The 17,846-nt window shown below is 62.0% G+C and carries 17 protein-coding genes; 6 read left to right on the top strand and 11 right to left on the bottom strand.

The features are described from left to right. Nucleotides 1-2: 2 nt before the first annotated feature. The 3 genes from ACP7AL_RS15085 to ACP7AL_RS15075 are packed head-to-tail and all read left to right on the top strand — an operon-like array spanning nucleotide 3 to nucleotide 3,932. Complete coding sequence (locus ACP7AL_RS15085) at nucleotides 3-1,112, top strand: microcin C ABC transporter permease YejB (protein WP_006022747.1); 1,110 nt, start codon at nucleotides 3-5, stop codon at nucleotides 1,110-1,112. Then, the gene (locus tag ACP7AL_RS15080; RefSeq protein ID WP_425992489.1) at nucleotides 1,109-2,287 is read left to right on the top strand and encodes an ABC transporter permease; all 1,179 of its coding nucleotides are present in this window, start codon (nucleotides 1,109-1,111) and stop codon (nucleotides 2,285-2,287) included. The genes ACP7AL_RS15085 and ACP7AL_RS15080 overlap by 4 nt, the downstream gene beginning before the upstream one ends. 7 nt (nucleotides 2,288-2,294) lie before the next feature. After that, a complete protein-coding gene (locus ACP7AL_RS15075) occupies nucleotides 2,295-3,932 on the top strand; it encodes an ABC transporter ATP-binding protein (RefSeq protein WP_425992981.1) in 1,638 nt (545 codons plus the stop codon). Nucleotides 3,933-3,935: 3 nt separating this feature from the next. Here the strand turns inward: ACP7AL_RS15075 and ACP7AL_RS15070 are convergent, their stop codons facing one another. Continuing rightward, on the bottom strand, nucleotides 3,936-4,793 hold the full coding sequence (locus tag ACP7AL_RS15070; RefSeq protein ID WP_425992487.1) for a C40 family peptidase: 858 nt from the start codon (nucleotides 4,791-4,793) through the stop codon (nucleotides 3,936-3,938). Continuing rightward, nucleotides 4,786-6,162, bottom strand: coding sequence for a leucyl aminopeptidase family protein (locus ACP7AL_RS15065; protein ID WP_425992485.1), 1,377 nt, complete (start codon nucleotides 6,160-6,162; stop codon nucleotides 4,786-4,788). Before ACP7AL_RS15065 ends, ACP7AL_RS15070 begins: the two co-directional genes overlap by 8 nt. Before the next feature lie 215 nt (nucleotides 6,163-6,377). Between ACP7AL_RS15065 and ACP7AL_RS15060 the strand changes: the two genes are divergently transcribed. Continuing rightward, nucleotides 6,378-7,184: a tetratricopeptide repeat protein gene (locus ACP7AL_RS15060; RefSeq protein WP_425992483.1), complete on the top strand. Its 807-nt coding sequence runs from the start codon at nucleotides 6,378-6,380 to the stop codon at nucleotides 7,182-7,184. A 66-nt stretch (nucleotides 7,185-7,250) separates the two neighbouring features. Here the strand turns inward: ACP7AL_RS15060 and ACP7AL_RS15055 are convergent, their stop codons facing one another. The 9 genes from ACP7AL_RS15055 to ACP7AL_RS15015 form a co-directional block, all read right to left on the bottom strand. Beyond that, nucleotides 7,251-8,228: a type II secretion system F family protein gene (locus ACP7AL_RS15055; RefSeq protein WP_425992481.1), complete on the bottom strand. Its 978-nt coding sequence runs from the start codon at nucleotides 8,226-8,228 to the stop codon at nucleotides 7,251-7,253. Nucleotides 8,229-8,237: 9 nt separating this feature from the next. Beyond that, nucleotides 8,238-9,209, bottom strand: coding sequence for a type II secretion system F family protein (locus ACP7AL_RS15050; protein WP_425992479.1), 972 nt, complete (start codon nucleotides 9,207-9,209; stop codon nucleotides 8,238-8,240). A gap of 8 nt (nucleotides 9,210-9,217) precedes the next feature. Continuing rightward, the gene (locus ACP7AL_RS15045) at nucleotides 9,218-10,672 is read right to left on the bottom strand and encodes a CpaF family protein (protein ID WP_425992477.1); all 1,455 of its coding nucleotides are present in this window, start codon (nucleotides 10,670-10,672) and stop codon (nucleotides 9,218-9,220) included. 21 nt (nucleotides 10,673-10,693) lie between these two features. Further along, nucleotides 10,694-11,956: an AAA family ATPase gene (locus ACP7AL_RS15040; protein WP_006022738.1), complete on the bottom strand. Its 1,263-nt coding sequence runs from the start codon at nucleotides 11,954-11,956 to the stop codon at nucleotides 10,694-10,696. Continuing rightward, nucleotides 11,953-12,690: a CpaD family pilus assembly protein gene (locus ACP7AL_RS15035; protein ID WP_425992475.1), complete on the bottom strand. Its 738-nt coding sequence runs from the start codon at nucleotides 12,688-12,690 to the stop codon at nucleotides 11,953-11,955. Before ACP7AL_RS15035 ends, ACP7AL_RS15040 begins: the two co-directional genes overlap by 4 nt. Before the next feature lie 21 nt (nucleotides 12,691-12,711). Then, a complete protein-coding gene (locus ACP7AL_RS15030; RefSeq protein WP_034459863.1) occupies nucleotides 12,712-14,166 on the bottom strand; it encodes a type II and III secretion system protein family protein in 1,455 nt (484 codons plus the stop codon). A 56-nt stretch (nucleotides 14,167-14,222) separates the two neighbouring features. Beyond that, the gene (gene cpaB / locus ACP7AL_RS15025) at nucleotides 14,223-15,008 is read right to left on the bottom strand and encodes a Flp pilus assembly protein CpaB (RefSeq protein WP_425992472.1); all 786 of its coding nucleotides are present in this window, start codon (nucleotides 15,006-15,008) and stop codon (nucleotides 14,223-14,225) included. Between the two features lie 200 nt (nucleotides 15,009-15,208). Further along, nucleotides 15,209-15,733, bottom strand: coding sequence for an A24 family peptidase (locus ACP7AL_RS15020; protein WP_425992470.1), 525 nt, complete (start codon nucleotides 15,731-15,733; stop codon nucleotides 15,209-15,211). 400 nt (nucleotides 15,734-16,133) lie between these two features. After that, a complete protein-coding gene (locus ACP7AL_RS15015) occupies nucleotides 16,134-16,298 on the bottom strand; it encodes a Flp family type IVb pilin (protein WP_006022733.1) in 165 nt (54 codons plus the stop codon). Nucleotides 16,299-16,644: 346 nt separating this feature from the next. On the opposite strand from ACP7AL_RS15015, the gene ACP7AL_RS15010 reads away from it, so the two are divergent. Together ACP7AL_RS15010 and ACP7AL_RS15005 are read left to right on the top strand one after the other, a co-directional pair. Further along, nucleotides 16,645-17,139 carry a pilus assembly protein N-terminal domain-containing protein gene (locus ACP7AL_RS15010; RefSeq protein ID WP_425992468.1) on the top strand — a complete coding sequence of 165 codons (495 nt, stop codon included), beginning with the start codon at nucleotides 16,645-16,647 and terminating at the stop codon, nucleotides 17,137-17,139. A 137-nt stretch (nucleotides 17,140-17,276) separates the two neighbouring features. Next, entirely contained in the window at nucleotides 17,277-17,834 is a 558-nt protein-coding gene (locus tag ACP7AL_RS15005; protein ID WP_425992466.1) for a TadE/TadG family type IV pilus assembly protein, read from the top strand. The last annotated feature ends 12 nt before the right edge of the window (nucleotides 17,835-17,846 follow it).

Below are 17,846 nucleotides of genomic sequence, written 5' to 3'. Positions count from 1 at the left end.
CCATGACCGCGTATATTGCCCGCCGCATTCTGCTGATGGTTCCCACACTGCTGGGCATCCTGTTCGTGTCTTTCGTTGTGGTGCAGTTCGCCCCCGGCGGCCCGGTTGAGCGGGTGATCGCTCAGCTTTCCGGCTCGGACACCGGAGCCAGTTCGCGCATTTCGGGATCGTCCGGCGGCGATTTCGCCTCGCGGCCGCAGGCCGGGGCGTCGGCTGATGCGGTGTCTTCAAAGTATCGCGGTGCGCAGGGGCTCGATCCGGATTTCGTCAAGAGCCTCGAAAAGCAGTTCGGGTTCGACAAGCCTGCGCCGGAACGCTTCGCGCTGATGCTGTGGAATTTCGCGCGTTTCGATTTCGGCAAGAGCTACTTCCGTGACGTCAGCGTGATCCAGCTCATCAAGGAGAAACTGCCGGTTTCGATGTCTCTCGGCATCTGGATGACGCTGCTGACCTATCTGATCTCGATCCCGCTCGGAATCCGCAAGGCCATTCGGGACGGCTCGAAATTCGATACCTGGACATCGGGCATCATTATCATAGGCTTCGCGATCCCGGGCTTCCTGTTCGCAATTCTGCTGATCATCCTGTTCGCAGGCGGATCGTTCTTCGACATCTTCCCGCTGCGCGGGCTGACCTCGGACGGCTGGTCGCAATTCCCGTGGTACCAGAAGATCACCGACTATTTCTGGCACATCACGCTGCCGCTGGTTTCGATGGCGCTCGGCGCCTTCGCGACCATGACCCTGCTGACCAAGAACTCGTTTCTCGATGAAATCCGCAAGCAGTATGTGATGACCGCGCGCGCCAAAGGGTGCAGCGAAACGCAGGTGCTTTACGGCCACATCTTCCGCAACGCAATGCTGATCGTGATCGCCGGCTTTCCGAGTGCGTTCATTCACGCGTTTTTCTCCGGCTCGCTGCTGATCGAGACGATCTTCTCGCTCGATGGCCTCGGGTTGCTTGGTTTCGAGAGCGTGTTGAACCGCGATTATCCGGTGGTGTTCGGTACGCTGTTCATTTTCTCTCTGGTCGGTCTTGTGGTGAATCTGATCTCTGATCTTGCCTATATGTGGATCGACCCCCGGATCGATTTCGAGGCGCGCGAGGTATGACGATCGCCCCCGTCCCGCCCGTCGAGACCACGGCCTTGTCGCCGATGGGCGAAGCCGTGCCGCCGTCGCGCCACCCGCTCGGCATATCGCCGCTCAACCAGCGCCGCTGGCGCAATTTCAAGTCCAACCGGCGCGGCTATTGGTCGTTCTGGATTTTCGCACTGTTGTTTCTTGTCTCGCTGTTCGCAGAACTGATCGCCAACGATCGCCCGTTCCTGATCAAGTTCGACGGCAAACTGTATTTCCCGGCCTTCGTGACCTATCCCGAAACCGCATTCGGCGGGGACTTTGAGACGGCTGCCGACTACCGCGATCCGTATCTGCAGAAACTGATCAAGGAAAAGAACGGCACGGTGATCTGGCCGTTGATCCGCTATTCCTACAGCACGCATAATCTCGATCTGCCGACGCCGGCGCCGTCGAAGCCGACATGGATGCTCACCGAGGCGCAATGCAAGTCGGTGGTCGAGAAGAAGGGCCTGCGCGGCTGCCGCGACCTTGAGTATAACTGGCTCGGCACCGACGATCAGGGCCGCGATGTGGTGGCGCGCCTGATCTACGGCTTCCGGATATCGGTGCTGTTCGGTCTCACGCTGACGATCATCTCCTCCGTGATCGGCATCGCCGCCGGCGGTGTGCAGGGCTATTTCGGCGGATGGGTCGATCTTGGCTTCCAGCGCTTCATCGAAGTGTGGACCGCGATTCCGTCACTGTATCTGCTCTTGATCCTGTCATCGGTGCTCGTGCCCGGCTTCTTCGTGTTGCTCGGAATTCTTTTGCTTTTCTCCTGGGTGTCGCTGGTAGGCCTCGTGCGCGCGGAGTTCCTGCGCGGGCGCAACTTCGAGTACATTCAGGCGGCGCGGGCACTGGGTGTCTCGAATGCCACCATCATGTTCCGGCATCTGTTGCCGAACGCCATGGTGGCGACCATGACGTTCCTGCCGTTTATCGTCTCGTCGTCAGTGATGACGTTGACGGCGCTGGATTTCCTCGGCTTCGGTCTGCCGCCGGGTTCGCCGTCGCTCGGCGAATTGTTGTCGCAGGGCAAATCGAATGTGCAGGCACCGTGGCTCGGCTTCACCGGCTTTTTCTCGGTCGCGATCATGCTGTCGCTTCTGATTTTCATCGGCGAGGGCGTGCGCGACGCCTTCGATCCGCGCAAGACGTTCAGGTAAGGCCATGTTGGATTCCATCAACCAGCCTCTTCTCGATGTCCGCGACCTGTCTGTGGCGTTCCGTCAGGGCGGCAATGAAAGTATTGCAGTCGACAAGATTTCGTTCTCGATCGAGCGCGGACAGTGCGTGGCGCTGGTCGGGGAATCCGGTTCGGGCAAATCCGTCAGCGCGCTGTCTGTGCTGAAGTTGCTGCCGTATCCCACGGCGCATCATCCGACCGGAAGCATCCGCTTCAAGGGGCAGGACCTGCTCGAGATGAGCGAGAACGAGATTCGCGGCATTCGCGGCAACGACATCTCGATCATTTTCCAGGAGCCGATGACGTCCCTTAATCCGCTGCACACCATCGAGGCGCAGATCAGCGAAGTGATCTATCTGCACAGCGGCGTGCGCGGCGCGGCGGCACGGGCGCGGACACTTGAGCTTCTGACGCAGGTCGGCATTCCGGAACCGGAAACGCGCCTCGCCAGCTATCCGCATCAGTTGTCCGGCGGACAGCGCCAGCGCGTGATGATAGCGATGGCGCTGGCGAACGAGCCTGACCTTTTGATCGCCGACGAGCCGACCACGGCGCTTGACGTCACTGTGCAGGCGCAAATTCTCAAGCTACTCGCCGATATCCGCGAGCGCCTCGGCATGAGCATGCTGTTTATCACCCACGACCTCGGCATCGTGCGGCGCATCGCCGATGTGGTCTGTGTCATGAACAACGGCAGGATTGTCGAGCAGGGGCCGGTGGAACAGGTCTTCACCGCGGCCCAGCATCCTTACACCAAGGCGCTGCTGGCGGCGGAGCCGAAGCCGGATCCCGCGCCGCCGCGGCCGGAATCGCCGGTGGTGATGTCATCCGATGATTTGAAGGTCTGGTTTCCGATCAAGCGCGGCCTGCTGCGCAAGACCGTCGGCCACATCAAGGCGGTCGACGGTGTCAGCGTGTCGGTACGCAAGGGCGAAACGCTCGGCGTGGTCGGCGAGTCCGGTTCGGGCAAGACCACGCTCGGCCTCGCGTTGCTGCGCCTGATTTCATCGAACGGGCCGATCGTGTTTCTCGGCAAGGATATTCAGGGCCTGAAGTTCAAGGAGATGCGTCCGGTCCGGCGTGACATGCAGATCGTGTTTCAGGACCCATTCGGGGCGCTCAGCCCGCGCATGTCGGTCGGCGACATCGTTGCTGAGGGCCTGGGCGTGCATCAGCCGTCGCTGAGCGAGGCCGAACGCGAGGCACGGGTGATCAAGGCGCTGAAGGATGTCGGCCTCGATCCCGCGACGCGCTTCCGTTATCCGCATGAATTCTCCGGTGGCCAGCGTCAGCGCATCAGTATCGCACGCGCCGTGGTGCTGGAGCCGAACTTCGTGGTGCTGGACGAGCCGACCAGCGCCCTCGACATGCTGTTCCAGGCGCAGATGGTCGATCTGCTCCGCGAGCTGCAACGCAAGCGCGACCTGACCTACATGTTCATTTCGCATGACCTGCGCGTGGTGGCTTCACTGGCGAGCAACCTGATCGTGATGCGTCACGGCAAGGTGGTGGAAGAAGGCGCCGCGGCGGATATCTTCAAGAATCCGAAATCCGATTATACGCGCGCGCTGTTCGCGGCGGCGTTCAACATCGAAGCCGCGCCGAATATCGTGCCGGATTTGTGAAAGCTAGCGCAAGCGTTTGATGCTGGTCACGTCGCTGCCTGCGGCTTCGATGCGCGCCATGGCTGCGTCTGTCGGCTCGATGGCTGTCGCCATGTGGTGCGCGTTGGCGTGGACGATGGTGCTGCCATCGCGCACGATTGCGACATGGCCCTTCCAGAAGATCAGATCGCCGCGTTTGAGATCATGCCACTGCGACGGTGGCAACGCCGTTCCCAGAGCGCCTTCCTGCATGTCGCTGTCGCGCGGCGCTGCGATGCCGACAGCCGCGAGTGAGGCCTGCACCAGTCCCGAACAATCGATGCCGAGGCTTGTCCTTCCGCCCCACAGATAGGGCGTGCCGACGAAGCGTTCCGCAATGGCAACGAAATCCGTCTCATTGGTGTTAAGCGGCGCCACGTGCTGCGCTGGCAGATAATGCCGCTGGCTGGTAATGGCGAAGCCGCCTTCGGTCTTGAGGACTTCGATATGTGCGCCGAGCGGCAGGCTTTCCGCCGGCGGCAGCTTGATCGAGGGTCCTGGAAACGCGAAGGTGCGCAGCGCCGTGACTTTGTGCGTGGGTGTCGAGCGCGGCTGAACCAGCGCATTGTCGGGGAGCCATCCGACATAGCCGTCGGCCTTGAGCTGGCCCCACGCCCATCCCTCGGCGTCGCGATCGTAGATGACGACGCGTTCACCCTTCAGCGCCTCGGTGTCCAATGCTGCCTCGTGCGAAGGCTCGCGCCGGACCGGCGCAACGGGATCGAAGATTTCATATTCCGTTCCTTCGACAAAACGCGCGGCCGTCACCTTGCCTTCGAGATGCTTCGCGGCAAGATCAGGCCGTGCGGGCGTGAGCCTGGGATCGCGGGGGAGATCAGCCATGCCGCTCGCTCAACAGTTTGTAGATCGCGCGCGCGGCCTGGCATTCTCCGCCTTCGGGACGCGCGGGCTTGGCCGATGGCGTCCAGCCGTAGATATCGACGTGCAACCAGCTCTTGGCGCTTTCGACAAAGCGCTTCAGGAACAGCGCGCAGGTGATCGAGCCGGCGAACGCGCCGCCGGGTGCGTTGTTGAGATTGGCGGTTTTGGAATCCAGCCACGAATCGTACGGCATCCACAGCGGCATCCGCCACAGCGGATCGTTCTCGGCGCGGGCGTGGCGCGCGACGTCGGCTGCGAGCGTTTCATCGTTGGTGTAGAACGGCGGCAGGTCCGGCCCCAGCGCGACGCGCGCGGCGCCGGTCAGTGTGCCGAGATCGATCAGCAGATCGGGCTTCTCCTCGTCAGCCAGCGCCAGTGCGTCGGCCAGCACGAGGCGTCCCTCCGCATCGGTGTTGCCGATCTCGACATTGACGCCCTTGCGCGAGGGAAAAATATCGAGCGGGCGAAAGGCATTCCCCGCGACAGAATTCTCGACAGCGGGAATCAGAACACGCAGGCGAACCTTGAGTTTCGCATCCATGATCATCTGAGCGAGCGCGAGCACGTTGGCTGCGCCGCCCATATCCTTCTTCATGATCAGCATGCCGCTCGACGGCTTGAGATCGAGCCCGCCGGTGTCGAAGCAGACGCCCTTGCCGACCAGCGTCACTTTCGGATGCGATGCGTCGCCCCACGTGATGTCGATCAGGCGCGGCGCGCGGGTCGAGGCCATGCCGACCGCATGGATCAGCGGGAAATTCTGTTTCAGCAGGTCGTCGCCGATAATGCAGCTATAGGCCGCGCCGAACTTTTCGGCGAGCGCCTGTGCGGCCTGCGCGAGTTCGTCCGGCCCCATGTCGTTGGCGGGTGTGTTGATGAGATCGCGCGCCAGTGCCGCGGCGTCCGCCATGCGCGTCAGCTCAACCATGTCGAGGCCGTCGGGCGGGACGAGCCGTGCGCCGGGTGCATCGTTCTTGCGATAGCGATTGAACCGGTAACTGCCGAGCGCAAAGGCAAGCGCTGCAAGCCGGGTGTCGTGCGGCTCATTCGTAAAACTGTAGGTGCCTGCCGGCAGCAGGCCGGGCAATTGTCCCGGCCGGAAAAGATCGCGCCACTCGCTGGAAGCATCCTCGATGCCGAACAGGACATGAGCGAGCGATCCGTCCTCCGCCGGCAGCGCGAGATACTGGCCGGGCTTTGCGGCGAACGCATTGGCCGCTGCGAACCGCCGGGCTGTGGCGGGGAGGGCGGCGCTGACGGTGTCCCAGGTCGATTTGGTGGCAAAGGTAATGGGGACGGCGGATGAGGCGTTCTGGAAGGCTGGATGCATGGAGTTCCCGGACAGGGTGCGTGACAGATGCTCACTATAGCAGCGTGGCCGCACTGCGCAGCAGGCCCAAGATGGTGTTTTTACATGTCTTTCCGATCGGGACGCGCAGGGGCGGGCACCGTTGCCGCTCGGGGGAATTAACCAGCCATTAGGGTTAACAGTCTATTGCTGGCGTCATCCGGCTTCGCCAAACCTCGATAGCGAGTCCAAGCGTCATGCGTAATCCATCCCGTTTCGCCAGGTACTTTGGGTCCGCTGCGGTCGCGGCGCTCCTCGCGGCCAGCCTTGGCGGCTGCCAGACCGCGCGCTCGCCCGACATCACCGGATCGCTCAATGCCCGTGCCGAAGCAGGGCCTAGCGTTGCTTCGCGCGATGAGATCGAGGCTTACGGCGAACGCTACCGTGCCAATCCGCGCGACGCCGCGGCCGCGCTTCAATATGGCCAGTCCCTGCGTTTGAACGGGCAGCGCCAGCAGGCCGTTGCCGTGCTGGAGCAGGCGACCATCGCCAACCCCGGCAACAAATCGTTGCTGGCAGCCTATGGCCGCGCGCTGGCGGACAACGGAAATTTCCAGCAGGCGTTCGACATCCTGACCCGTGCCCATACGCCGGCAAATCCTGACTGGCGCATTCTGTCGGTGCAGGGCACGACGCTCGATCAACTCGGCAATCACGAGGAAGCACGCCGCTACTATGCGAGCGCGCTGAAGATTGCCCCGGAAGAGCCGTCGGTGCTGTCGAATCTCGGCATTTCCTATGTTCTGTCCAAGGATCTTCCCAAGGCCGAGTCGGTGCTGCGCAGAGCCTATAATCGCGGCTCGGCTGATTCCCGCGTTCGCCAGAATCTTGGACTGGTGGTCGGGCTTCAGGGACGATTCGCGGAAGCCGAAACCATCGTGAAGGCAGACCTTCCCGCTGAAGAGGCGGAAGCCAATGTCGCCTATCTAAAGCAGATGCTCAGCCGCGATGGCGGCGGACGAGGTCCGCGCACAACGGCCGTGGCAGAGCCCAGCCGCTCATAGGCCACACTTCATTTCTGCTATCTTGAGGCTGAACGATGCCGCGGCGCCTGACCGGCGCCGCTCACATCACTTCATGTATTCCGAGACCTTGATGCCGGTCGGGCCGAGAATGACCACGAACAGCACGGGCAGGAAGAACACGATCATCGGCACGGTCAGTTTCGGCGGCAAGGCGGCCGCCTTCTTCTCGGCCTCGTTCATGCGCATGTCGCGATTTTCCTGAGCCATCACGCGCAGCGTCTGTCCCAGCGGCGTGCCATAGCGCTCCGACTGTTGCAGGGCCAGACAGACGGACTTCACGCCCTCGGTGCCCGTCCGCTTGGCGAGGTTCTCGTACGCCATCTTGCGGTCCTGGAGATACGAGAGCTCCGCGGTCGTCAGGGAGAATTCCTCCGCCAGCGCGATCGACTGGCTGCCGATCTCCTGGCTCACCCGGCGAAACGCCGCTTCGATCGACATGCCGGATTCGATGCAGATCAGCAGCAGGTCGAGCGCATCCGGAAATGCGCGCCGGATCGACAACTGGCGCTTGGTAATGGCGTTCTTCAGGAACAGCATGGGCGCCTGCATGCCAAACCATGTCGCGCCCAGGCACATGCCGATTTTCATCGCTGTCGGCTGCTGCATGTTCGAGATCACGAACACATAGAGAATGGCGCAGATCAGGAACACGATCGGCATGACAAGGCGGAAGAAGAGAAACGTGACGTAAGGCGCCTGACCGCGATAGCCGGCCATCACCAGCTTGTCGCGCGCTTCCTCCTGAGCCACCCACTTGCCGAGGTTGAAGTCTTCGACGACTCTCGCCACGACCTGTTTCGGCGTCTGGCGCAGCGAAACTTTCTCGTTGCGGTTGAGCCGGTCGCGTTCGCGCTGGCGCATCCGCTCGCGTTCGCTGGCGACGGCTTTCATGCGCTTGGCCAGTCCGTCGCCGGCGAACATCGGCGCCACAACTGCGTAGGCTGCTGCTGCGGCGGCGATCGCCGCCATCAGCATCGTCATGAACCTGACGTCGTGGAACTTTTCGATGAGAAGATCGACCATGGTTCCTCGTCAGAAATCGAAATTGATCATTTTTTTCATGACCATGATGCCGGTCGACATCCAGAGCACGCAGCCCGCCAGCATCAGCCGTCCGGTCGGATGGGTCCAGAGCAGTGAGATGTATTCGGGCGTCATGATGTAGACCATGAGCATCACGAGCGGCGGCAGCGCGCCGATGATGCCGGCCGAGGCCTTGGCTTCCATCGACATCGCCTGAATCTTGGCCTTCATCTTCTTGCGATCGCGAAGCACCTTCGAGAGATTGCCGAGAGCCTCCGACAGGTTGCCGCCAGACTTGGTCTGAATCGCGATCACGATGCCGAAGAAGTTGGCTTCCGGCAGCGGCATTCTGTCGTAAAGACGCTGGCAGGCGTCGCCAAGCGGCATGCCGATGGTCTGGGTTTCGATGATCGCATTGAATTCGCTGCGCAGCGGCTCCGGCGCATCGGCGGCAACGACCTTGAGCGAATCGAACAGCGGAAGGCCGGCCTTGATACCGCGGACGATGACGTCGACGGCGTCCGGCAGTGCCTCGAGAAACTTGGTTTCGCGGCGCTTCTTGAGAAAGCCCAGCACCCAGCGCGGCAATCCGAAACCCGCGCCTATGCCAAAGCCGAGCGATGCGAGTGGGGGCGCGCCTGCAAGATAGGACCCGATCAGAGCGGCCGCGCCGAGAATTCCCGAGCCGATCATGAACTGCTGCTTGGTCCAGCTCATGCCCGCCTGGGAGATACGGTTCTCGATCGAAATTTTCTTGGACTCGGCGAGCCGCTGTTCAAGCTCCTTGATCGAGTCTTCGACAGCTACGCGACGCGTGCGCGACCGGTCGTCGATGCGCAATGCAGGTTCGGCGCGCGCAAAGGACTGGACGCGCTTCTCGGTCTGCTTCTCGCCGGAGAGTAGCGGATAGATGAAAACCCATGCGAGACCGCCCACCGTGACGGCGGAGAGGAAAGCCAGTGCCAGCGCCTGCATGTTCATGGGCGCTCCTATACCTCTGCAACTTCGGCGGCATCGAGCGCCGCGGCGAGCCGCTTTTCCTCATTGTAGTAGCGGGCACGTTCCCAGAACTTCGGACGTCCGATGCCGGTCGAGCGATGCCGGCCGATAATGTTGCCGTTCAGATCTTCGCCCATCAGGTCGTAGAGGAAGATGTCCTGGGTGATGATGGTGTCGCCTTCCATCCCCATCACTTCGGTGATGTGGGTGATACGGCGCGAGCCGTCGCGCAGGCGGGCCGCCTGTACAATCACGTCGATCGAGGCGCAGATCATCTCGCGGATGGTGCGCGACGGCAGAGAGTAACCGCCCATGGTGATCATGGATTCGCAACGCGACAGGGCTTCGCGGGGATTATTGGCGTGCAGCGTTCCCATCGATCCGTCGTGGCCGGTGTTCATCGCCTGCAACAGGTCGAACGCCTCGGGTCCGCGGACTTCGCCGACGATGATACGTTCCGGCCGCATACGCAGGCAGTTCTTGACGAGGTCGCGCATGGTGACCTGGCCTTCGCCTTCGATGTTCGGCGGACGCGTTTCGAGGCGCACGACATGCGGCTGCTGCAATTGAAGTTCCGCTGCGTCTTCGCAGGTGATGATGCGCTCGTCTTCGTCGATGTAGTTGGTCAGACAGTTCAGCAGCGTGGTTTTACCTGAGCCGGTGCCGCCGGAGATCAGCACGTTGCAGCGGACCCGGCCGATGATTTGCAGGATCTGAGCGCCTTCGGGCGTGATCGCGCCGAATTTGACCAGCTGATCCAGCGTCAGCTTGTCCTTCTTGAACTTACGAATGGTGAGCGCGGGGCCATCGATGGCCAGCGGCGGCACGATCGCGTTGACGCGCGACCCGTCGGCGAGACGGGCGTCGCATATCGGCGAGGATTCATCGACGCGGCGGCCGACCTGGCTGACGATGCGCTGGCAGATGTTGAGAAGCTGCTGGTTGTCACGGAAGCGGATGCCGGTCTTCTGGATCTTGCCGCCGACTTCGATAAAGACAGTGCCGGCGCCATTCACCATGATGTCGGCGATGTCGTCGCGGGCGAGCAGCGGCTCGAGCGGTCCGTAACCGAGAACGTCGTTACAGATGTCGTCGAGCAGTTCTTCCTGCTCGGCGATCGACATCACGATGTTCTTGATCGCGATGATCTCGTTGACGATGTCGCGGATTTCCTCGCGCGCGGACTCGACGTCGAGCTTTGCGAGCTGGGCGAGATCGATGGCCTCGATCAGCGCCCCGAAGATCGTGGCCTTGACCTGATAGTAGGTGTCCGAGCGCCGTGCTTCAACGACAGGAGCGGGCGCGGCAGGACGCGCAGGCGACAACGGCGGCGATGTGACGTTCGCCACCGCCGGCTTTGCGGCGGCCGGCGTTGTCACATGCCCACGGTCCGCGGGCTGAGTCCCCCGGCCATCGGCTTCTGATCCGCTACGCTTACCAAACACGACGGTACTCCACGCGAAAGTCTATTTGGCCCGGAGCTTTCCGAGCAGAGGTGCCAGAAACGAATTGCGCGGCTTCTTGGCTTCGCCACGGCCGGTCAGGCGCTGCGCGATCTGCAAGAACATCTCGGATGTGCGGTGATTGGCGGCGATTTCCGCGATCATCTGTCCATTGTTCGCAGCCGCACCGAAGATTTGCGGCTCAAACGGAATGGTCACGATCGGCGGGCTTTCGATGGCCTTCGCGAATTCGCTGGTGTTGATCTCGGGCCGCTTGGGAACGCCGGCCTGATTGATGCAGTACAGCGGCGCCCTGTCGTTGGGCCGCGCGGCCTTCAACGTATCGAACATGTTCTTGGTGTTGCGCAGATTGGCGAGATCGGGGGTCGCGACGATCAGGATATCGTCGGCGCCGACCAGCGCGCGCTTGGTCCATCCGGACCACTGGTGCGGAACGTCGAGAACGATGCAGGGCATCGTCGTGCGCAGCGTATCGAAGATCGAATCGAACGCGTCCGCCCCGAAATCGTACACCCGGTCGAGGGTGGCAGGCGCGGCGAGCAGGCTGAGATGGTCGGTGCACTTGGAGAGCAGCCGGTCCACAAAAGCCGTGTCGATGCGGTCGGGAGAGAACACGGCGTCGGCAATACCCTGCGGAGGATCCTGATTGTAATCGAGGCCCGCGGTGCCGAAGGCCAGATCGAGATCGGCGACCACCGAATCCAGCGCCAGATCGCGTGCGATCGCCCACGCAACGTTATGCGCCACGGTGGATGCGCCCACGCCGCCCTTGGCGCCGACCACAGCAATGATCCGTCCGACGGCCTTGGCTTCCGGTACCGAAAACAGGCCGCAGATCGAGCGCACGACGTCGAGGGGCGCAACCGGCGCGATGACATAGTCGCTGATGCCGCGGCGCACGAGTTCACGGTAGAGAACGACGTCGTTGACTTTGCCGATCACGATCACCCGCGTACCGGCGTCGCAAACCGTTGCAAGTTGATCGAGGCCCGAAAGGATGTCGTTGCGGCCCTCGGTCTCGAGCAGGATTACGTTGGGGGTCGGCGCGGTGCGGTACGCCTCGATGGCAGCCGCCATGCCGCCCATCTGAATCTTGAGATGAGCCTTGTCCAGCCGCCGGTCTTCGCCGGCAGCCTGTACGGCTGCCGCTGTTTCAACAGTTTCGCAGAAAGCCTGGACGGACACGCGCGGCGCTGGCGCGATATGCTCCTCGGCGGCGGTCGAGGCCGCCCCGTCCTCCTGATCCTGGCGCGCGTAACTAATCATTTGCCTACTTCGCTCAGTTTGGCCTTCTCGGCTTCAGGATATGCGGTCGTCGTCGTGTTGCCCTTGCGGTACTTGTCGAAGGCGACGTTGCGGCGAGGTGTATAGGCCGGCGTTTCGGCGCGCGGCTGGACGAGATCGGACGGATTGTCGACCATCGCCGCAAGATTGCGCTGACTTGCGCAGCCCAGATTGTAGTACGGCCGGTTTTCGTAATAGCTCTTGTTCTTGATGGAAGGGCCGAGGTCTTCCGGCCAAACGCCGCACGGACCGGCATCCGCGACGATCCGCGGATAGTTGACGCGGATGGTCGCAAACTGCCGGGGATCGGTCGGACGATAACTCCTGACGGTGATGCCGCGCGGCGGCACACCGGCGGCGGCCAGGATGCCCTGGATCTCACGCAAGGAATCGTTCGCCACGCGTGCGTTCGGCGTATTCGCCGGCATATCGATGATGATGCCGCCGGTGCCTTCGCGTAGCCAGGTTTCGGCGACACCGGCAATATCCGAGCGCTGCGCAGCCGTGAGGCCGCCGCGGCCGGTGCCGACGAAGACTTCGGTCGTGCGGTTCGCTTCCTGAACCACGATGGGATGGCGCTGGCGGTAATCGTTCGGGATGCTGCTTGTCGGCGTATCCTGATCGGTGTGCGTGCAGGCTCCCAACGCGGCAGACGCCCCGAGAAGGGCGACCGCGACGCGCAGGCTGCGCTTGAGATTGGGTACTCGCATCGTCATCGTTACTGTCCTTGTCCCATCTCAGTCGGTGATGAAGCCGTAAGTGCCGCGATACTTGCGGCCGGGCTCCGCGCGTCCGGGAACGCCGTAGATGCGGTTGATGTTGCCAAGAAGGTCCGACTGCGGGTCCGCAGCGTCGGCGAAGCCGTCGTCAGGACGCGACAGATCCTTCTGCGCGACCGCGCGAACCACGAATGGCGTCACCAGCACCATCAGTTCGGTGTTGCGGTTGACGTAGTCGCGGCTGCGGAACAGCGTTCCGAGCACCGGCAACTGCGCCAGTCCGGGCAGACCGTTGATGGATTGCTTGGTCTGTTCCTGGATCAGGCCGGCCATCGCCATCGAGCCGCCCGACGGAATTTCAAGCGTGGTTTCGGCGCGGCGGGTTTTGACCGACGGAATGGTCAGGGTGTTTCCCGACTGATCGAGTGTAATCGAGTTGTCGGGCGACAGTTCGGAGACTTCGGTCAGCACGCGCAGGCTGATCCGGCCTTCGGACAGCACGATCGGCGTGAAGTTCAGGGTAATACCGAACTTCTTGAAATCGATCTGAGTGGTACAGGCCCGCGAGACTGGGTCGCAGGTATAACCCTTGGGAAGCGGGAATTCGCCGCCCGCGACAAAGGTCGCGGATTCGCCGGAAATCGCGGTGAGGTTCGGTTCCGCCAGCGTGCGGACGACGCCGGCGCTTTCCATCGCGCGCAGCGTCGCGGTGACCGCCGGAACGCGCTGTCCAAGCAGATTTGTCGCCGAACCGGCCGCGCCAACCAGACTGTTGCCGGCGACCAGCGGGCGGCCGTATGCGGTGAACGGATTGGTGTTGTTGAAGTTCACGACCGCGGTGCCGTAGTTCATCGTGGCGCTGAGATCGACGCCCAACTGCTTGATGATGTCGCGCTGAACTTCAGCCACGGTAACTTTCAGCATCACCTGATCGCGCCCGCGAACCGCGATGCTGTTCACAACCTTGTCCGGGCCGCCGGCCAGACGTGCCGCCATTTCCTGCGCCTGCTGCGCCTCGACAGGGCTGGCTGCCGAACCCGACAGCACGACGCCGTCGCCGACGCCTTCAATCCGGATATCGGACAGCGGGAACGATTGTTTCAGTGCGGCGCGGACACCGTTGAGATCGCGCGTCACCGCGATATCGTAAGCGGCAATCTGCTGACCCGACGTGTCGAAGAAAACGATGTTGGTCTGACCGACGGCGGCGCCGATGATGTAGGCGCGCTGCGCCGATCGGACCACGGCGTTGGCGATCTTGGGGTCCGCAACCAGAACGTCCTTGATATCGCGCGGCAGGTCGATGACGACGGACTTTCCGATGCCGAGGGGCAGGAACCGCGCATTCAACTGGCCGCCATTCGACGCGACAGCCGCGGCTGCCGGCGTGCGGTAGTCGCTCGCGATCACCGGCGACAGGGCCGGATTCAGCGTCAGCGCGGAAACCGCGGCAAACGACAGGGCACGCACCATAAAGGTCCGTACAGGTGCCTGATCTCCCTCTCGCCTCATCGTATCCGTCCTCTCGATCACTTCCGTGTCGTCATTGTCGTGGTGACGCCGTAGCGAACGACATTGACGCTGTCGCTCTTGGTGCCGTCGTCGATGTTGATGTCGTTGCGGTTGGCGTCGACCAGGCTGCGCAGTGCGAGCGACAAGGTGCCCGCCTGGCGCGCACGCGCCAGCGTTTCGGCCTGATCGGGTTTCAACTCGAGGGTGGTGGTCTTGCCGACCACGACCTTCTGTCCGTCCTTTTCTCCGACTGTCTGGTCGATGGCGAGAACGCGGATGTTGCTCAGGATGATTTCAGAGTTGATGACGTCGTTTGTGCCACTGCGGCTGGCGACTCTCTCGCGCTTGGTGAGAATGACGTCGACCTTGTCGTTGGGCAGGATAAAGCCCCCGGCGCCGGTTTCCGGCGAAATTTCCGTTGAAATCGCGCGCATGCCGCTCGGCAGGATGGCCGCCATGAAGCCGGAGCCGTTGCCCTTGACGAGCTTGGTTTCGCGGATCGGTTCGCCCGCAAGGAACGGCGAACGTGCAATCGATCCCACGATCTGGGTCATTGCCTCGGGCTGGTCGTTGCGGCGGATGAAGCTGGAGCTTGCCGTCGCGGAAGGCCAGCCCTGCCATGCGATATCGTCAGGCGTGACGGTCTGACCGAGCGGAATGTCGATGCGGGCAACCAGAACGTCGGTGGTGTCCATTGTCGTTGGCGCTGCGACCGGCTTCGGATCGGAGCCGCTTGCAAGATATGCAGCAGCGCCGCCGGCGCAGACAGCAATGGCCAGGACGACAATCCGCGCGGTATTCATACGCTTTCACTTTCCACATCACGCCGCGACGGACCTGTCGCTGTGGTCGGATTTGACCAGCTAAACGTCAAAGCATGGTTAATGAGGCGTATCTAAATCGCGTTAATGAGACGTTGCCGACGTGCTGCGGCTCTCAAGTCCGCAAGTGTCACCAGCATGTTGTGTGGGAAACGGATTTGCCGAGTCTGAACGGTGAAGGTTCAGTGGCCGATGAAGCGGGTGAGGTCGACGGCTTTCATCCAATCGGTCTCGGGATAGATCATCAGCGCGCCGAGGGCGAGGGCGATGCCGTACGGGATGCCGCTGTCCTTGCGGTGGAGCCGTTGCAGCCATTCCTGCGAAATGAGCGAGTACGGCAGCGGCCATTGCCGGAACTGAAGCATCAGGAGCGTCAGCGCGCCGCCGAACAGGGAGGCATAGACCAGATAGCTGGCAAGCGGCGGAAACCCGAACCAGAGCCCGGCTGCGGCTGCGACCTTGGCGTCGCCGCCCCCCATCCAGCCGAAAGCGAAGCAGGCGAAGGCGATGACCAGCACTGTCAGGCCCGCCGCCACATGCATGCCGATCTCGGACAGAGGCATGCCGCTGAAACCGGCCAGAACAAAGAAGCCCGCCACCAGCAGCAGCGATATCCGGTTGGGGATCGTCATTGTGAAGAGATCGCTTGCCGCAGCGAAGGCCATCAATGCGGGAAACAGGAAGACGCGCGCGAGATCAAGGATCATGGGTTTGCCGGGTCTGACAGATTGAGCCGCGGGAACTGGTGGTCCGATTCTAACATTCGCATCGCGAACTCGCGGCCGGATGGGATGCGAATTTCAAATCCGCTCCACTCAGTCCGATTGAGCGACACCGCAGGCTAGCCGGCAGAAATGAACAATATTAAAACGCGCCGGGCCAGATGCTGGCGATCCGGAACAGGACCGCGAACAAGGCAAGGACCAGGGCCCCACAAACCAGCCGGGTCGGCTCATCGCGGGAAAGCGACATGAAGAAGTGCCCGAAATTAGTGCGTTTCTCGGCGGGAGACGGCTTCATACGCTTTACTGAGCTTCCGTCGGAATGATCCGGGCACAAAAAAGGCTTCGGTTTCCCGAAGCCTTTTCTTCATCGCGACGCGATCAATTACTTGATCGAGGCGTTGATGTTGGTGAACTTCGTGTTCAGGGTGGTGCCGAGGCCGTTCACGGCGGCGATGATTGCGAGCGCAATGCCCGCAGCAATCAGGCCATACTCAATCGCGGTGGCGCCGGATTCGTCCTTGACGAAGCGAGCAACGAGCTTGGTCATCTATAACTCCATTTGTACACGTGGCTGTAGAACTCTGGCCGTTGCGGGGGCGGAAACCACCGTGACCATGGCGTCAACCTACGCAGCAGGAATTGCAGCGCAGTTAATTCGATTGTCGAAAGCCTGAGGTATCCGCCTCTTCTTGCTGACGGTAAATGCCGGTTTAACGGCACTGGGCAAATTGCGGTGGTTTCCCGTTGTTAAGTGCCTGGTGCGGTAAAGGCACGCGATCTTCACTCATGCGCTGTTTGCAGTTCATTCATCAATTAACGTCAGATTTGCCATGTCGGGCGCCGGCACCGCTGCGTATCGCTTTTGCCGGCTTGTACACGCCCCGGAGTAAAGTATGTCGATCAATGTCTCGCGCCGTTACGCGCATAAAGCCGTAGCGCTGCGCTTTCTCGTTGCCGGTTTCCTGATGTGTCCGATCGCGACGTTCGCCGGAACCGGCGATGAATCCGTTGCGGTCTTCGTCGATCAGGCAAAGGTGGTGAAACTGCCGGAGAAGGTTGCGACCATCGTGGTCGGAAACCCCCTGATCGCAGACGTTAACGTTCAACCCGGCGGGATGGTGGTTGTCACCGGCAAGGGTTACGGCTCAACCAACATGATCGCCATGGATCGCGCCGGTGAGGTTCTGGCCAGCCGTTCCATCCAGGTTGAAGGCCCCGCGGACAAGATGGTTACTGTCTACCGCGGCCTGGAGCGTGAGTCTTACAGTTGCACGCCCGACTGCCAGCGGCGTGTGACCCTCGGCGACGGACGGTCTTACTTCGAGACCGCTCTCGGCCAGACCAACGTCCTGAACAACCAGGCCACCACCGCCGGTGCGCGGCCCTGAGACCGGGCACCGGCTGATTCGTTAACAACCGGTTAACTCCGCGCCGCATGTTGTTCTGATCGGGCGCAAGCATTCAACAATCTCTGTCGTCTATTCTCGGCGGTAGTTATTTCCCGCTGCATGCCGAGGATAGCCCGATGCGCCCGCCCGCGACATCCATGAACGCAATCAACAAGGCACTGCGCCGGTTTCGCCGCGACCGGCGAGCCTCGGCCGCCGTCGAGTTCGCGTTCGTCGCGCCGATCTTCTTCGTGTTGCTGTTCGCAGTCATGGAGACGGCGCTGGTGTTTTTCGCTGCGCAGATCCTGGAGACAGGCACGCAGGATACGGCGCGCCTGATGTTGACGCACCAGGCGCAGGATGCCGGCATGACACAGGCCCAGTTCAAGCAGGATCTCTGCAACCGCGTCAGCGTGATGTTCACCTGCTCCGACGTTTACGTCGATGTGAAGTCATACGCCGAGGGTGCGACAGTCAACATCGTCGATCCGATCGATGGATCGGGGAATTTCGTCAACAACTTCACCTATCAGACGGCGCCCGCCGGCAGCCCGGCAACTGTCGTCGTACGCTCCTTTTATCAGTGGCCGATGTTCGTGACCGGGCTCGGCTACAACATCGCGAATATCGGACGCAACACGTCCAACAGCAAACGCCTCCTGGCAGCGACCGCTGCGTTCCGCGTCGAACCTTGATGGACGAACGAT

The organism is Afipia sp. DC4300-2b1 (assembly GCF_049895725.1).
GTDB lineage: Bacteria > Pseudomonadota > Alphaproteobacteria > Rhizobiales > Xanthobacteraceae > Afipia > Afipia broomeae.
This window is presented reverse-complemented; position numbering and strand designations above follow the sequence as displayed.

Excerpts from the sequence above, each read along its gene's own strand:
- ACP7AL_RS15085 (WP_006022747.1), top strand. The coding sequence starts at position 3 with ATGACCGCGTATATTGCCCGCCGCATTCTGCTGATGGTTCCCACACTG.
- ACP7AL_RS15080 (WP_425992489.1), top strand. The coding sequence starts at position 1,109 with ATGACGATCGCCCCCGTCCCGCCCGTCGAGACCACGGCCTTGTCGCCG.
- ACP7AL_RS15070 (WP_425992487.1), bottom strand. The coding sequence starts at position 4,793 with ATGGCTGATCTCCCCCGCGATCCCAGGCTCACGCCCGCACGGCCTGAT.
- ACP7AL_RS15065 (WP_425992485.1), bottom strand. The coding sequence starts at position 6,162 with ATGCATCCAGCCTTCCAGAACGCCTCATCCGCCGTCCCCATTACCTTT.
- ACP7AL_RS15060 (WP_425992483.1), top strand. The coding sequence starts at position 6,378 with ATGCGTAATCCATCCCGTTTCGCCAGGTACTTTGGGTCCGCTGCGGTC.
- ACP7AL_RS15055 (WP_425992481.1), bottom strand. The coding sequence starts at position 8,228 with ATGGTCGATCTTCTCATCGAAAAGTTCCACGACGTCAGGTTCATGACG.
- ACP7AL_RS15050 (WP_425992479.1), bottom strand. The coding sequence starts at position 9,209 with ATGAACATGCAGGCGCTGGCACTGGCTTTCCTCTCCGCCGTCACGGTG.
- ACP7AL_RS15040 (WP_006022738.1), bottom strand. The coding sequence starts at position 11,956 with ATGATTAGTTACGCGCGCCAGGATCAGGAGGACGGGGCGGCCTCGACC.
- ACP7AL_RS15035 (WP_425992475.1), bottom strand. The coding sequence starts at position 12,690 with ATGACGATGCGAGTACCCAATCTCAAGCGCAGCCTGCGCGTCGCGGTC.
- ACP7AL_RS15030 (WP_034459863.1), bottom strand. The coding sequence starts at position 14,166 with ATGGTGCGTGCCCTGTCGTTTGCCGCGGTTTCCGCGCTGACGCTGAAT.
- cpaB (WP_425992472.1), bottom strand. The coding sequence starts at position 15,008 with ATGAATACCGCGCGGATTGTCGTCCTGGCCATTGCTGTCTGCGCCGGC.
- ACP7AL_RS15020 (WP_425992470.1), bottom strand. The coding sequence starts at position 15,733 with ATGATCCTTGATCTCGCGCGCGTCTTCCTGTTTCCCGCATTGATGGCC.
- ACP7AL_RS15015 (WP_006022733.1), bottom strand. The coding sequence starts at position 16,298 with ATGACCAAGCTCGTTGCTCGCTTCGTCAAGGACGAATCCGGCGCCACC.
- ACP7AL_RS15010 (WP_425992468.1), top strand. The coding sequence starts at position 16,645 with ATGTCGATCAATGTCTCGCGCCGTTACGCGCATAAAGCCGTAGCGCTG.
- ACP7AL_RS15005 (WP_425992466.1), top strand. The coding sequence starts at position 17,277 with ATGCGCCCGCCCGCGACATCCATGAACGCAATCAACAAGGCACTGCGC.